Genomic DNA, 14329 nt, shown 5'->3' with positions numbered 1-14329 from the left:
CTTGTTAGAGCGATGCGGTCAGGGCCGTGACCATGGCCGCATTCTCCGTGGGGGTGCCGACCGTCAATCTCAAGCAATTGGCCAGCAATACGTGCATTTTACCCACGTTTTTGATCAACACCTTATGCGCGAGCAAGCCAGCGTGGGTTTTGTCGGCATCCGGCACGCGAACGAGCAGGAAATTCGCATCGCTCGGGAACACGGTCACCCCAGGCAGCGCCGCCACGGCGGCGGCCAGCCGCGTGCGTTCGGCCCGCAAGTCGGCCGCTTGCGCGTCGAGCACGTCGAGGTGATCGAGCATGAACTCGGCGCACGCTTGCGTGAGCACATTCACGTTGTAGGGCGGACGCACCTTGTCGATCTGGTCGAGCCATTCCGCACTGCCCGCCACATAGCCCAGCCGGATGCCCGCCAGACCGAGCTTCGAGACGGTCCGCATGACCAGCAGGTTGGCGAACTCCGGCAGCCGCGGCATCCAAGTCCTCTGCGCGAACGGCTGATACGCCTCGTCGATCACCACGAGGCCGTGGCTGGCGGCGCGCACGAGCGTCTCGATATCGTCGTCGGCGAACAGATTGCCCGTCGGGTTGTTCGGATACGCCAGATAAACCACCGCGCCCGGATGCGCCGCGATGGCGGCCAGCATCGCCGGCATGTCGAGCGAGAAGTCGGCGCGCAGCGGCACGCCAACGAACTCGATGCCCGCAAAGCGCGACGACATTTCATACATCACGAAGCCCGGCATCGGTGCGATCACGGCGGCGCCCGGCCTGGCCGTGGCCATCGCGATCATGCTGATGATCTCGTCCGAGCCATTGCCCAGCAGCAGCCTGGCCCCGGCAGGCACCGCCATGGTGCGAGCGAGCTTTTCGAGCAACGCCTGCGCACGCGGCGCCGGGTAACGATTGAGCGCCACGTCGGCCAGACGCTGCCCCAGCGCACTGCGCAGCGCGTCCGGCAGGCCGTAGGGGTTCTCCATCGCGTCGAGCTTGAAGAAGCCGCTGGCGTCGGGCACGAGGTAAGTGCTCATGGCGAGCACATCGGGGCGGATCACTTGGTCGACGGACATGGCAATGGATGAGGATCGTGCGAAACGGATCAGTTAAAGACGAACGTCAGCAGTCCGGCGTCGGCCCCGTCGATCTTGACGGTGCACCGGCGGCCGGTCTCGACGCTGCCGAGCGCATCGGTAATGCGCTGCAACCGCACGCCGGTCTGCCACGACAGCGCTTGCGCCACTGCCGGACTGACGTGCGCGGGCGACGCCTCGACCTCGCAGCGCATGGCCACCAGCCGGTTGCCAACACGTCCGAACAGACCGTGGGCGACTTCGTCGTCCGTGCCGCGCAGCGCGGTCCTGCCACCGAGACGCAGCACGTAGATGTCGTTATCGAACGCCTGACGGTGCACACACACGGTCATGCGCTCGCTGGACGCGCCATCGAACGTGGCACGCTGGCAATAGTTACTGGCGGCGTGGGCGGCGGAACTGACCGTCACCGCCAGGGCGAGCACGGCGGCAGCGCCCAACGCAGCCCGCGCGAGGCGGGCTGGCAGCGAAAGCGAAATCGAAATCGAATGCGAAAACAAACGCGAGCGCAAAAACGCAACGGCCAACGCAGACGCCGCGTTTGCGCGGATGCGACGCCAGCCGGAGGCCGGCGTCGATGGACGATACGCGGGCCGCAGGGCGTCGTCGCGCATGTCAGGACTGGTGATGCAAACGGTATTCGGCGCTGCGCGCATGCGCTTGCAGGCCTTCCCCGTAAGCGAGTTCTGCGGCGATCTCGCCGAGCATGCGGGCGCCGCCCTCGCTCACTTCGATGAGGCTCGAACGCTTGATGAAGTCGTACACGCCCAGCGGTGACGAGAAACGTGCGGTACGCGACGTCGGCAGCACGTGGTTGGGGCCCGCGCAGTAATCGCCCAGGCTCTCGCTCGTGTACTTGCCGAGGAAGATGGCGCCGGCGTGGCGGATCTTGTCGCCCCACTGCTGCGGCGACTCGGCCGAGATTTCGAGGTGCTCCGGGGCGATCACGTTGGCGATCTCGCACGCCTCGGTCATGTCACGCACCTTGACCAGCGCGCCACGGCCTCGCAACGACGCGGCGATCACATCGCGACGCGGCATTTCGTCGATCAGACGCTCCAACGACGCATGCACGCGCGCAATGTACCCGGCGTCCGGACACAACAGGATCGACTGCGCGAGCTCGTCGTGTTCGGCCTGCGAGAACAGGTCCATGGCGACCCAGTCGGGCTCGGTCGTACCGTCGCAGATGACGAGAATTTCGGAAGGCCCCGCGATCATGTCGATGCCGACGGTGCCGAACACACGGCGCTTGGCGGCTGCCACGAAGGCGTTGCCCGGGCCGACGATCTTGTCGACCGCTGGCACCGTTCCGGTGCCATAGGCCAGCGCTGCGACCGCTTGTGCGCCGCCGATGGTGAATACGCGGTCCACGCCGGCGATATGCGCTGCGGCGAGCACCAACGGGTTCTGCACCCCATCCGGCGTGGGCACCACCATGATGATCTCTTTCACCCCCGCGACCCGCGCCGGAATGGCGTTCATCAGCACGGATGACGGATACGCCGCCTTGCCGCCCGGCACATAGATGCCCACGCGATCGAGCGGCGTGACTTTCTGGCCCAGCACCGTGCCATCCGGCTCGGTGTATTGCCAGCTATGGCTGCCACATTCGATGCGTTGCTTCTCGTGATAGGCCCGAACGCGCGCCGCCGCCGCTTCGAGCGCGGCGCGCCGTTTCGGCTCGAGACTCTCGAGCGCGGCGGCCAGCGCTTCGGCCGGCAGCTCCAGCGCCGCCATATCGGGCGCGCTCAGACGGTCGAACCGGTTGGTGTATTCAATGACGGCCGCATCGCCGCGTGCCTTCACGTCGGCGAGAATTTCGGCCGCCGCGCGATCGATGGCGGCGTCTTCGCTCGCCTCGAACGCCAGCACCTCGCGCAGTTGCGTCGCGAAGCCGTCGGCAGAGGAATCGAGTTTGCGAATATCGAGTTTCATGCGTTTTGCCGGGAGGCCTGCTCGAAGGCTTCCAGAATAGGCTGCAACGACTCGCGCTTCAACTTGAGTGCAGCCTGGTTGATCACGAGGCGCGACGAGATATCCATGATCTCTTCCACCTCCACCAGATTGTTGGCCCGCAGCGTGCCGCCGGTACTCACCAGATCGACAATGGCGTCGGCCAGGCCCACGAGCGGACCCAGCTCCATCGAGCCGTACAGCTTGATCAGGTCGACGTGCACCCCCTTGGCCGCGAAGTGCTCGCGCGCCGTCTGCACGTACTTGGTCGCCACACGCAGGCGCGCGCCCTGACGTACCGCATTCGCGTAATCGAAGCCCTTCGGTACAGCGACAGACATGCGGCAACGCGCAATGTTCAAATCGATCGGCTGATAGAGCCCACCGCCGCCGTGCTCGATGAGCACATCCTTGCCGGCCACGCCGAAGTCGGCCGCACCGTATTGCACGTAGGTCGGCACGTCGGTCGCGCGCACGACGATAACGCGCAGGTTCGGGTCTGTGGTCGGCAGAATCAGCTTGCGCGAGGTCTCAGGGTCTTCCGTGACTTCGATACCGGCGGCCGCCAGCAACGGCAGCGTCTCGGTAAAGATACGCCCTTTCGAGAGCGCCAGCGTCAGCGGTTGAGTGAGCGGCTGGGCCGGCTTGGCGGAACTCATGCAATGTCTCCCTGGCGTGCTTCGACACGCCGGATTCGCGCGCCCACGGCGCGCAACTTGGCCTCGATACGATGATAGCCGCGATCGAGATGGTGGATGCGGTCGACGCGCGTGCGGCCGTCGGCCGTCAGGCCCGCGACAATCAGGCTGGCGGAAGCGCGCAGGTCGGTCGCCATCACATGCGCACCCGACAAACGATCCACGCCGGAAATGCGCGCCGTGTTGCCGTCGATGCCGATCTTCGCACCCAGACGCAACAACTCCTGCACGTGCATGAAGCGGTTCTCGAAAATCGTTTCGACGATCTGCGACGCCCCTTCGGCCACACAGTTCAATGCCATGAACTGGGCCTGCATGTCGGTCGGGAATGCCGGATATTCCGACGTCCGGAAACTGACGGCCCGCGCGCGCCGGTCCATCGTCACACGCAACCAATCCGCACCGGCACTCACGTTCGCGCCGGTTTCACGCAGCTTTTCGATCACGGCGTCCAGCGTCGCCGGCACCACGCGATGCAGCGTGATGTCACCACGCGTTGCCACGGCAGCACACAGGAATGTGCCGGCCTCGATCCGGTCGGGGACAACGTCGTGCGTGGCCCCGTGCAGGCGCGGCACACCGGTCACCACCAGGCGCTCCGTGCCGATGCCCGCGATCTTCGCCCCCATCTTCACCAGCAGATGGGCCAGATCCGTCACTTCGGGCTCGCGCGCGGCGTTGGCCAGCACGGTGACGCCGTCGGCAAGCACCGCCGCCATGAGCAGGTTTTCGGTGCCGGTGACGGTGATCATGTCGGTCACGAGCGTCTCACCGCGCAGGCGCGACGCCCTTGCGACGATGTCGCCATGCGTCAGCGTGATCTCGGCGCCCATCTTCTGCAGGCCCTTGATGTGCTGATCGACAGGCCGCGCGCCGATCGCGCAGCCCCCCGGCAGCGACACGCGCGCCTCGCCGCAGCGGGCCAGCAGTGGGCCCAGCACGAGAATCGACGCCCGCATGGTCTTCACGAGTTCGTACGGAGCCGCCGGCTCGGCGATCTGCGACGCGTCGAGCGTCACCGATTCGCCACGACGCTCGACCTTCACACCCATGCGCGCGAGCAACGTCAGCATGGTGCGCACGTCGTGCAGATCGGGAACGTTCCCCAGCACCAGCGGCTCGGCCGTCAGCAGGCTGGCACACAGAATCGGCAGGGCCGCGTTCTTGGCCCCCGAGACGGTCATCTCGCCGGCCAACCGCTCGCCGCCCTCGATCTCGAGGTGCTCTGCGCCCGCGCGCTCGCCGGCGAGCGCCTCGCCGTTACCGGATACGGCTACGGCTGCGGCTACGGCTGCGCCAGCGCTTTCTTGCGTAATCCTCATTGCGCCTGATACTCCGCGGGCGTGAGGGTCTTCATGGACAGCGCGTGAATTTCCGCCTTCATGCGATCGCCCAGCGCGGCGTATACGAGTTGATGACGCGCGATGAGACGCTTGCCATCGAACTGCGCGCTCACGATGGTCGCAAAGAAGTGCTGGCCGTCGCCTTCGACGGCGACATGTTCGCAAGCCAGACCGGCTTCGATGTACTGTTTGATTTGTTCGGGGGTAGGCAGCATTGCCGATCCTAGAGAAGTTCAGTGACGCAGTTTGTACCCGCGGCGCAGCAGATTCAACGCCACGGTTGCGAGTATCAGAAAAGTCGCACCCACGACGGCAAGGCTGGTCTGCGGAGCCACATCGGACACGCCGAAGAAGCCGTAACGGAACCCGTCGATCATGTAAAAGAACGGGTTGAAGTGCGAGACCGCTTGCCAAATCGGCGGCAGCGAATGAATCGAGTAAAACACGCCCGCAAGGAACGTCGCCGGCATGATCAGGAAGTTCTGGAACGCCGCGAGTTGGTCGAACTTCTCCGCCCAGATGCCCGCGATCAATCCCAACGTGCCGAGAATCGCCGCCCCAAGGAACGCGAAGCCGAGAATCCACAGCGGTGCGGCAAACGTCAGATGGGTGAACACGACCGTCACGACAAACACCCCCAAGCCCACGCACAGCCCACGCACGACGGCGGCGAGCACGTACGCGCCGTACATCTCCCAGTGCGAAAGCGGCGGCAACAGCACGAACACGAGGTTACCCGTGATCTTGGACTGGATCAGCGACGACGAGCTATTGGCGAACGCGTTCTGCAACACGCTCATCATCACCAGACCCGGCACGAGGAAGGACGTATACGCGATCTGATCGTAGACCTTCACGCGGTCTTGGAGCACGTGGCCGAAGATCATCAGATACAGCAGCGCGGTCAGCACCGGCGCCGCCACGGTCTGAAAACTGACCTTCCAGAAACGCAGCACTTCCTTGTAGAACAGCGTACGAAAGCCGATCATGCAGTCACCTCTTGCGCGCGCGAACCGGACATGATCTGCACGAACACGTCCTCGAGATCGGCCTTCTGAATATCGATGTCCTCGACGATGCAGCCCGCGGCCCGGCAGGTGGCGAGAATCGACTCCACCTCGTCGCACCCGGCCAAACGCAGTGCGAACTGGTGCCCGTCTGCGTTCTGAGCGTCGACCAGCAACGGGCGCAGCGCGTCGGGCAGTGTGCCTTGCCTGAAGCGCAGCACGAGACGTGTGCCCGCGAAGCGCTGCAGCAAGGCAGCGGTGCGCTCGAGCGCCACGACTTCGCCGCGCTTGAGCATGGCAATGCGGTCGCACAGCGTTTCCGCTTCCTCGAGATAATGCGTGGTCAGCACGATGGTGTGGCCTTCGCGGTTCAGACGCGAAATGAATTTCCAGAGTGTCTGGCGCAGCTCGACATCGACCCCGGCGGTCGGCTCGTCGAGCACGATCACCGGCGGGCGGTGCACGAGCGCCTGCGCGACAAGCACGCGGCGCTTCATCCCCCCCGAGAGCTGACGCATGTTCGCGTCGGCCTTGTCGGTCAGATCGAGGTTAGCCATCACTTCGTCGATCCAGTCGTCGTTTCGCGCAAGTCCGAAATAGCCGGACTGGATACGCAGCGTTTCGCGCACTGAGAAGAACGGATCGAAGACGAGTTCCTGCGGCACCACGCCGAGCTTGCGGCGGGCATTGCGGTAGTCGCGCACCACGTCGTGGCCGAGCACACTGATGCTGCCCGCATCCGCGCGCGCGAGGCCCGCGAGAATGCTGATCAGCGTGGTCTTGCCTGCGCCGTTGGGACCGAGCAGACCGAAGAATTCCCCCTCTTCGATCGAAAAGCTGACGCCTTTGAGCGCCTGCAACGCTTGATAGCGTTTTTTGACGTTACGGATTTCGATGGCGGCCATGGACTGCACGCACCCGCCGTGGCGGGTACGCCATTGTATTTTCCGGCCACGGCCAGCCGTATGCGCAGACCGCTGAGATTGCGGCAGCAGCCATGTCGGCAACGACGATGCCCGGATGGGGGTAACTGCCCAAAAGTTGGCAGAAAACCCCGGATTATAAAGGAAGCCGATGGCGGCCGTGCTGCGTGTCGGCCGAGCGGCCCTGGCGCGCCTTCCCGGCCATGGGCCCCTGTAGCGCATGGCGGCTGGCGCGCGTCACCGCATCGCCCACAAAAAAAGCGCCGGTGAGACGGCGCTTTCACGGGGGCGGCAGTCCGGCCAGACGCGTCAGCTCGAGAGCAGATGGTCCACACCGTACACCAGCGCAAGACTGGCCAGCCCCGTTGGCAAGTTAGTGAACGCCAACGTCGCACCACGCCGGACCGCGTGGCGGCGCAGGGCCAGCAATACGGCAAGCGCCGACGAATCGAAATGCTTCAGCCCGGCGCAATCGATCTGGGTCTCGCCCGCGTCGATGCGATCGATGGCCTGCGCGAGGACGTCGCCGGCGGTGTCGTGCGTGAGGTCGGTCTGCAACGCGAGCATGCGCTTACTTGCCGCCAGCCAGTTGCTGGTTGCGCTGCGTCAGGAACTGAATCAGGCCATCGACGCCCGACTTGTTCACCTGCTCGGCGAATTGGTTGCGGTAGGTCTGGATGAGCCACGCGCCCAGCACGTTCAGGTCATACAGTTTCCATTCGCCGCTGGCGGTCTTGTACAGACGGTAATCGAGTTCGATCTGCTGACCGTTGTTGAGGACATCTGTGTAGACCACGGCATCGGAATCGCCCGGTTGACCACGGAACGGCTTGTAGTTGACCTCCTGGTCACGAATCTGCGCGATGGCGCCCGCATACGTGCGCAGCAGCAGCGTCTTGAATTGTTCGGTCAGTTGCTGCCGCTGTTGCGGCGTGGCATTGCGCCATGCGGCGCCGGTCGCCAGTTGGGTCGTCTTGGCGAAGTCGGCGTGCGGCAGGATCTTCTGCTCGACCAGCTTTGTGATGCTGTTCAGATCACCCTTCTGGATGTTCGGATCGGACTTGGCCGCCGCCATCACTTCGGTCACGGTCTGCTTGACCAGTGCATCCGGTGCCTGAGCCTGCGCCATGGCAGACCCGGCGGCGGTGTATGTCATAAAAGCCATGACGGGAATGAGCCAGAACTTCTTCATTGTGGACTTCCTCTTTCGAGTGACGAGTGTTGCGAGTTTGGATACCCGCGTTGCGTCGTGAGTTCTCGGAATGACGGCAGTGTCGTGTAACAAACTGTTGCCCGAAACCCCTGCCGCGAGCGCCCCGTCGAGCGGGGCGCACTGTCATGTTGACGATATCGATGCCGTACGGTGCGCGACGCTCGCCGATCAACGGCGGAACGGCAGACCGCCCGGCACGATCTTGCCCGGAACCGGCGAACCCTGCGGCACATCCGGTTCGGCTTGAACGCCGGAAGCAGGCATCGGCTGAGCGCTCGTGCCATCGGTCGCGGCGCCGCCGGCGGCACCGGCAGCGCCCCCGTCGTCTTCGTAATTCGGCAGCGCAGCGTTGCCCGACGCACCGCCGTTGATCAGGTACTTGCGACGCGCCAGATAAGCATCGCGCGTGAACGAATACGGATCGAGCGCAGCGGCTTCGAGCAGGTTCGATGCATCGAGCAGGTTCGCCCGCGTGTTCACCAGGCGAACGCCGAAGATCGAATAGCTCACCCAGTCCGGCTTGATGTAAGACGTCGGGTCGATGAACATGTTGCCGGCCATCCCGACGGTGTCACGCACCGTGCTCGGCCCGAACAACGGCAGCACGAGGTACGGGCCGTCCGGCAGGCCCCACTTGCCGAGCGTCACGCCGAAGTCCTGACTGTGCTTGGGGAGCCCGGCGGGTGTCGCGAAGTCGACCAGACCGCCGATGCCAAACACCGTGTTGATCGTCAAACGCATCAAATCCTGCGCGGCCGCCGTGACCTGCAACTGCAACAGGTTGTTGGCAAAGTTGTACACGTCGCCCACGTTCGAGAAGAAGTTCGTGACCATGTCACGAGCGGGTTCCGGTACTACGAAGCGGTAGCCCTTTGCCACCGGCGTCATGACCGTCTTGTCGAGCGTGTCATTGAACGTGTACACCGAACGGTTGAAACCTTCGATGGGGTCGGCGGGATTCGGATTCGTGACAGTGGCGCAACCTGCCAGCGCCATCGCGCCAGCGGCCAGCACTGCCGAAGTTCGGAAGCTGGTCATTTTCTTTTATTTCCCTTGGGTTACCGGTGCTGCCCCGGCGGCTGGTGCGGCCGATGCGCCGCCCGCCTGGGCGCCCCCGGCATCTGCCGCCTTGTTGTACAGGAACTGGCCGATCAGATTCTCCAGCACGATCGCGGATTGCGTGAGCGTGATCGTATCACCGCTCTTGAGCATCTGATCGTCGCCGCCGGCGTCGAGCCCGATGTACTGCTCCCCCAGCAGACCCGACGTCAGGATCTTCGCCGACGAGTCCTTCGGGAATTGATACTGGGATTCGATATTGAGCGTCACGTCGGCCACGTAACGTTTGTCATCGAACTTGATCGACGCCACGCGACCGACCACCACGCCCGCGCTCTTGACGGGCGCGCGCGGCTTGAGGCCGCCAATGTTGTCGAAGCGCACCGTCACCGGATACGTACTCGAGAACGACAGCGAACTCATGTTGCCCGCCTTGAGCGCAAGGAACAGCAGCGCTGCGAAGCCGAGAACCACGAACAGGCCAACCCAGAAGTCGAGGGGGTGTTTTTTCATTGTGTCAGTATGCGCAAACTGTCTGTCTATGTCTTGACGGGCACATCGGCCCGTCAGCTGAACATGAGGGCCGTGAGCAGGAAGTCGAGGGCGAGCACGGCAAGCGACGCCTGTACCACCGTGCGTGTCGTGGCACGCGACACGCCTTCCGGTGTCGGGTGCGCCTCGAACCCCTGATACAGGGCGATAAACGTGACGGCAATGCCGAACACGATGCTCTTGATGACGCCGTTGGCGACGTCCGCCCACACGTCCACGCCGCCTTGCATCTGCGACCAGAACGCGCCGGGGTCCACCCCAATCAGCTTCACGCCAACCAGATAGCCGCCAAAAACACCCACTGCCGAGAAGATCGCCGCGAGAATCGGCATGGCAATCACGCCCGCCCAGAAGCGCGGGGCCACCACACGTGCGATCGGATCGATCGCCATCATCTCCATGGCGGTCAATTGCTCGCCCGCCTTCATCAGCCCGATTTCGGCCGTCAGCGACGTGCCGGCGCGTCCCGCGAACAGCAGCGCGGTGACCACCGGGCCCAGTTCACGCACCAGCGAGAGCGCCACAAGCAGCCCCAGCGCCTGCTCCGAGCCGTACTTGTTGAGCGTGTAATAGCCTTGCAGGCCCAGCACGAAACCGACGAACAAACCCGAGACGGCAATGATGACGAACGAATAGTTGCCGACAAAGTGAATCTGATCGGTCACCAGACGCGGCCGGCGCAGCAGCGCGCCACTCGACGCGAGCATACGCAAAAACATACGCGCGGCGTACCCCAGGCGCTCGACATGCCGGCGGGCGAAACTGCCAATGGCCGTGATCATGCCGACGCTCCAATGCCGAAATCTTCTGCAAGGGGCGGCGCGGGATATTGAAACTTCACGGGCCCGTCCGGCTGCGCGTCGATGAACTGGCGCACGGTCGCGTCGCTCGAGGCACGCAGCGCCTCAGGGGTACCCTCGGCGGCGATGCGGCCCTCGCTGATGAAATAAATGTAATCGGCGATGGTAAACGTCTCCGCAACATCGTGCGAAACAATGATGGACGTGGCACCCAGCGCGTCGTTGAGCTTGCGGATCAGGTTCGCCGTGATGCCCATCGAGATCGGATCCAGACCGGTGAACGGCTCATCGTACATGATGAGGTCCGGGTCCAGCGCCATCGTTCGCGCGAGCGCCACACGGCGCGCCATCCCGCCCGAGATCTCGGCCGGCTTCATGTCGCGCGCGCCTCGCAGGCCCACCGCGTTAAGCTTCATCAGGACGAGATCGCGAATGAGCACATCGTCGAGCCGGGTATGCTCGCGCAGCGGAAACGCCACGTTGTCGAACACCGTCATGTCGGTAAAGAGCGCGCCGAACTGGAACAGCATGCCCATGCGGCGGCGCAACCGGTACCAGCCGTCGCGATCGAGCGAAGCGACGTCGGTCCCGTCGAATTCAATGGTGCCGCGGCTGGCATGGACGAGGCCCCCGATCAGGCGCAGCACGGTCGTTTTGCCGCAGCCCGAACCGCCCATCACCCCAACGACCTTGCCGCGGGCAAACCGCATATTCAGCCCGGAAAGCACCAGCCGCTCGCCATAACCAAAGCTGACATCGCGCAATTCGAGCAAATTTTCCGGATTCGGGGTAGGCACGTTTCGGGTCTTATAGTGCGGCGCAAAACGCCAATTATAGGGGGGAATGCCGATCGATGCCGCCCACGGACAGTGCGTGAAACCGAGGATCGGCGCTGCCCTGCGGCATTCTACAGGGCCTGCGCCCATTCCCCCTGCGGCGTTCCAATGGACGTAACGAACGAAAAACGTAACGACAGCAAGGACTTACCGGGACCTGCCCGAGTATGGATGTTGTGCCGTTGCTACAATACGGCGTTTCACGCAATTAATCATTGACCCGGATGTCCCGCCCCGTGCAAACGCCTTTCCGCTCCCTTCTGCCGCAATCTACGGGCACGCCAAAATTTCGGATTCGTCCGATGCAAGCTGGCGATATTCCCCACGTCTTGACGATTCAGGCACAGGCATATCGCGATCCCATGCACGAGTCGGAAGCTGCGCTCGCGTCGCGCTGCGCGCTGTCGCCGCGCACCTGCTGGGTCGCAGTCGATGCGGGCTCGGCACGGGCGGGCGTGGCCGGCTATCTGTTGACGCACCCCTGGCGCATCGGCGCCCCGCCGCCGCTGGACACCGTCCTTGACGCGCTGCCCGACGTGCCCGACTGCTGGTACGTGCACGACATGGCGCTCGCCCCCCGCACGCGCGGCGCAGGCGTGGCCGGCCAGCTCTATGCGGCAGCCCTGGCTTCGGCACAATCATTGGGGATGAGAACGTCGGCGCTGGTGGCAGTGCAGCAATCGCAGACGTTCTGGGCACGCTTCGGCTATGTGACGTCAGCGGACGTCTCGCCGTCGATGGCCGCCAAGCTGGCCGGATACGGCGACGGCGCCGTATTCATGACCCGCGACTTGTAACCGCACACCCGTGCTGCGGGCATCACCCGCGTTGCGCAAACTCACGTTGCATCCGTTGCACCGCCGCGCCTACATCCGCCGCTTGCGTCACGGCACGCACCACGGCGGCGCACGCCACCCCGGTGTCGAGCACTTGGGCGAGATTGGCCTCGTCGATGCCGCCAATCGCGACGAGCGGGTAATACGGCGAGACGAGCTTCACATACCGTGCGAGCTTCGCCAGTCCCTGAGGCGCGGTTGCGATCACCTTGGTCGTCGTCGGGAAAACGGCCCCAACGGCCAGATAGCTGGGTCGGAAGTGATGCGCCGCCAACATCTCGTAATAGCCATGTGTGCTGATGCCCAGCCGCATGCCGGTGGCAAACAACGTCGCGACCTCGTCGGCCGTGAGCGCCGCCATGTCCTCCTGTCCGAGATGCACGCCGTACGCCTTCGCCTGCGCCGCCTCGCGCCAATGGTCATTGATGAACCATGCGCTGTCGTGCGTCACGCGTCGCCCCGCCGCCACCGTCCGCTCGATCTCGGAGCGCAGCGTCGGATACGCGTGATCCTTGATGCGCAACTGCACGGTGCCGACCTGAAGTTCGGCCATGCGCTCGCACCAGTCCGCGCTCGGTAGCACCGGGTATAGACCGAGGCGCGACGGGCACGGCGGGAAGCGCCCCGGCGACGGCACCTGTCCGAGCACCATGGGGAATGTTTCGAGCACCGTCGGCCATGCCCCGAGCGCGTCGGCATCTTCCGCGCGAGCGTGGCTGCCGTCGGTACGCCAGGCGCGAGCGAGAACGAGCGCGTCATGCGGCGCAAACCCGCAGTCGAGAAATGCGATGAACGCAGGGACGAAGGCCGCATCGTCCGCGCCCGCCACGCGATAAACGGCATCGCGCGTATACAGCGTGTCTTCCACCCGCCCTTGGGCGAGCGCATGCGAGCAAAGCACGACGGCACCCGCCGCGCGCCATGCGTCGATCTGCGCGGATGCGGCCGTTCCCGGCACGCCCGACGGCGAGAGTGGCCACCAGATCACGTCCCCCTTACCGACGGCACCGGGTGTTTGCGCATGCACACGCCAGTGAGCTGCTGTCGGGTCCGGCGGCCACGGCGCGAGACGCGCGCGGAGTTCGGCGGCGGCTTGCCGCCATGCGGCTGCGAGGGGTGCGTCCGCAGGCAGGCATTGCACATGCGTCAGCGTGGCGGCGCCGGTGTGCGAGGTCACGACGTCTGATGCCAGAACGGCACCCCGACCACCGGCGTGCTGGCCTGGGCGCTCTCGCGCTCGGCCATCGGCCCGGCGAGCCAGGCTGCGCGGCCCGCCTTGATCGCGGCGGCGAACGCGCCGGCCATCTCCACCGGCTGGGCAGCAAGCGCCACGGCCGTATTGAGCAGCACGCCGTCGTAGCCCCACTCCATCACCTGACACGCGTGCGACGGCAGGCCCAGGCCCGCGTCGACGATGAGCGGCGTGTCGGGCAGACGATCTCGCAGCAGCCGCAAGCCGTACGGATTGATGACGCCCTTACCGGTGCCGATCGGCGCGCCCCACGGCATCAACGCCTGGCAACCGACGTCGAGCAGACGACGGCACAGCACCAAGTCTTCCGTGCAATAAGGCAGCACCTTGAAGCCTTCGCGAATCAGTTGCTCGGCGGCCGTCACGAGGCCAAAGGGATCGGGCTGGAGCGTGTAATCGTCACCGATCAGTTCAAGCTTGATCCAGTCGGTCTCGAAGACTTCGCGTGCCATTTGCGCCGTCGTCACGGCTTCCTGCACCGAGTGGCAGCCGGCGGTGTTGGGCAGCACCGGCACCGCGAGCCGGCGCAGCGTGTCCCAGAAATGCCCCTCCGACGCCTGCGCCCCGGCGCCCGAGAGTTGGCGGCGCAGCGCCACCGTCACCATGCCTGGGCGGGCGGCGTCGATCGAATCGTTGAGTGCCTGCAACGACGGATAGCGCGCCGTGCCCAGCAGGAAGCGGCTGCCGAAGCGGGTGTCGTACAACGTCAGCGCGTCGCGCGTGCCGCCGGCGGCCAGGTTGGACGATTCGGTGAATGCGTTCAT

17 protein-coding genes are annotated in these 14329 nt (G+C 64.8%); 1 reads left to right on the top strand and 16 read right to left on the bottom strand.

Features of this window, described 5'->3' with window-relative positions:
• Positions 1 to 4: 4 nt before the first annotated feature.
• The 14 genes from hisC to ACE3UG_RS17830 form a co-directional block, all read right to left on the bottom strand.
• Positions 5 to 1069: a histidinol-phosphate transaminase gene (gene hisC, locus ACE3UG_RS17895; protein ID WP_374626339.1), complete on the bottom strand. Its 1065-nt coding sequence runs from the start codon at positions 1067 to 1069 to the stop codon at positions 5 to 7.
• A 29-nt stretch (positions 1070 to 1098) separates the two neighbouring features.
• The gene (locus ACE3UG_RS17890; RefSeq protein WP_374626337.1) at positions 1099 to 1704 is read right to left on the bottom strand and encodes a hypothetical protein; all 606 of its coding nucleotides are present in this window, start codon (positions 1702 to 1704) and stop codon (positions 1099 to 1101) included.
• Between the two features lies 1 nt (position 1705).
• Complete coding sequence (gene hisD / locus ACE3UG_RS17885) at positions 1706 to 3028, bottom strand: histidinol dehydrogenase (RefSeq protein ID WP_374626335.1); 1323 nt, start codon at positions 3026 to 3028, stop codon at positions 1706 to 1708.
• Positions 3025 to 3705: an ATP phosphoribosyltransferase gene (hisG, locus tag ACE3UG_RS17880; RefSeq protein ID WP_374626333.1), complete on the bottom strand. Its 681-nt coding sequence runs from the start codon at positions 3703 to 3705 to the stop codon at positions 3025 to 3027. The genes hisD and hisG overlap by 4 nt, the downstream gene beginning before the upstream one ends.
• Positions 3702 to 5066, bottom strand: coding sequence for a UDP-N-acetylglucosamine 1-carboxyvinyltransferase (gene murA, locus ACE3UG_RS17875; RefSeq protein ID WP_374626331.1), 1365 nt, complete (start codon positions 5064 to 5066; stop codon positions 3702 to 3704). The genes hisG and murA overlap by 4 nt, the downstream gene beginning before the upstream one ends.
• Positions 5063 to 5302 carry a BolA family protein gene (locus ACE3UG_RS17870; protein ID WP_374626329.1) on the bottom strand — a complete coding sequence of 80 codons (240 nt, stop codon included), beginning with the start codon at positions 5300 to 5302 and terminating at the stop codon, positions 5063 to 5065. The genes murA and ACE3UG_RS17870 overlap by 4 nt, the downstream gene beginning before the upstream one ends.
• Before the next feature lie 18 nt (positions 5303 to 5320).
• Complete coding sequence (locus ACE3UG_RS17865; RefSeq protein WP_374626327.1) at positions 5321 to 6076, bottom strand: ABC transporter permease; 756 nt, start codon at positions 6074 to 6076, stop codon at positions 5321 to 5323.
• Positions 6073 to 6999 (bottom strand): ABC transporter ATP-binding protein, encoded by a 927-nt coding sequence (locus ACE3UG_RS17860; RefSeq protein WP_374626325.1) that lies wholly within the window; start codon positions 6997 to 6999, stop codon positions 6073 to 6075. Before ACE3UG_RS17860 ends, ACE3UG_RS17865 begins: the two co-directional genes overlap by 4 nt.
• Positions 7000 to 7326: 327 nt before the next feature.
• A complete protein-coding gene (locus ACE3UG_RS17855; protein WP_199065073.1) occupies positions 7327 to 7584 on the bottom strand; it encodes a lipid asymmetry maintenance protein MlaB in 258 nt (85 codons plus the stop codon).
• A gap of 4 nt (positions 7585 to 7588) precedes the next feature.
• A complete protein-coding gene (locus tag ACE3UG_RS17850; protein WP_374626323.1) occupies positions 7589 to 8209 on the bottom strand; it encodes a phospholipid-binding protein MlaC in 621 nt (206 codons plus the stop codon).
• 189 nt (positions 8210 to 8398) lie between these two features.
• Entirely contained in the window at positions 8399 to 9268 is an 870-nt protein-coding gene (locus ACE3UG_RS17845; RefSeq protein WP_374626321.1) for a VacJ family lipoprotein, read from the bottom strand.
• A 6-nt stretch (positions 9269 to 9274) separates the two neighbouring features.
• The gene (gene mlaD / locus ACE3UG_RS17840) at positions 9275 to 9802 is read right to left on the bottom strand and encodes an outer membrane lipid asymmetry maintenance protein MlaD (protein WP_374626319.1); all 528 of its coding nucleotides are present in this window, start codon (positions 9800 to 9802) and stop codon (positions 9275 to 9277) included.
• Positions 9803 to 9855: 53 nt separating this feature from the next.
• Entirely contained in the window at positions 9856 to 10623 is a 768-nt protein-coding gene (mlaE, locus tag ACE3UG_RS17835) for a lipid asymmetry maintenance ABC transporter permease subunit MlaE (protein WP_374626317.1), read from the bottom strand.
• Positions 10620 to 11438 (bottom strand): ABC transporter ATP-binding protein, encoded by an 819-nt coding sequence (locus tag ACE3UG_RS17830; RefSeq protein ID WP_374626315.1) that lies wholly within the window; start codon positions 11436 to 11438, stop codon positions 10620 to 10622. Before ACE3UG_RS17830 ends, mlaE begins: the two co-directional genes overlap by 4 nt.
• Positions 11439 to 11779: 341 nt before the next feature.
• Between ACE3UG_RS17830 and ACE3UG_RS17825 the strand changes: the two genes are divergently transcribed.
• The gene (locus tag ACE3UG_RS17825; protein WP_374626313.1) at positions 11780 to 12274 is read left to right on the top strand and encodes a GNAT family N-acetyltransferase; all 495 of its coding nucleotides are present in this window, start codon (positions 11780 to 11782) and stop codon (positions 12272 to 12274) included.
• A gap of 22 nt (positions 12275 to 12296) precedes the next feature.
• Here ACE3UG_RS17825 and ACE3UG_RS17820 read toward each other — a convergent pair whose 3' ends face one another.
• The gene (locus ACE3UG_RS17820) at positions 12297 to 13490 is read right to left on the bottom strand and encodes a thiamine phosphate synthase (RefSeq protein WP_374626311.1); all 1194 of its coding nucleotides are present in this window, start codon (positions 13488 to 13490) and stop codon (positions 12297 to 12299) included.
• Positions 13487 to 14329, bottom strand: a complete 843-nt coding sequence (locus ACE3UG_RS17815; RefSeq protein WP_374626309.1) for a thiazole synthase — start codon at positions 14327 to 14329, stop codon at positions 13487 to 13489. Before ACE3UG_RS17815 ends, ACE3UG_RS17820 begins: the two co-directional genes overlap by 4 nt.

It is taken from the genome of Pandoraea sp., assembly GCF_041919235.1.
In the GTDB taxonomy this organism is placed as follows: Bacteria; Pseudomonadota; Gammaproteobacteria; order Burkholderiales; family Burkholderiaceae; genus Pandoraea.
This window is presented reverse-complemented; position numbering and strand designations above follow the sequence as displayed.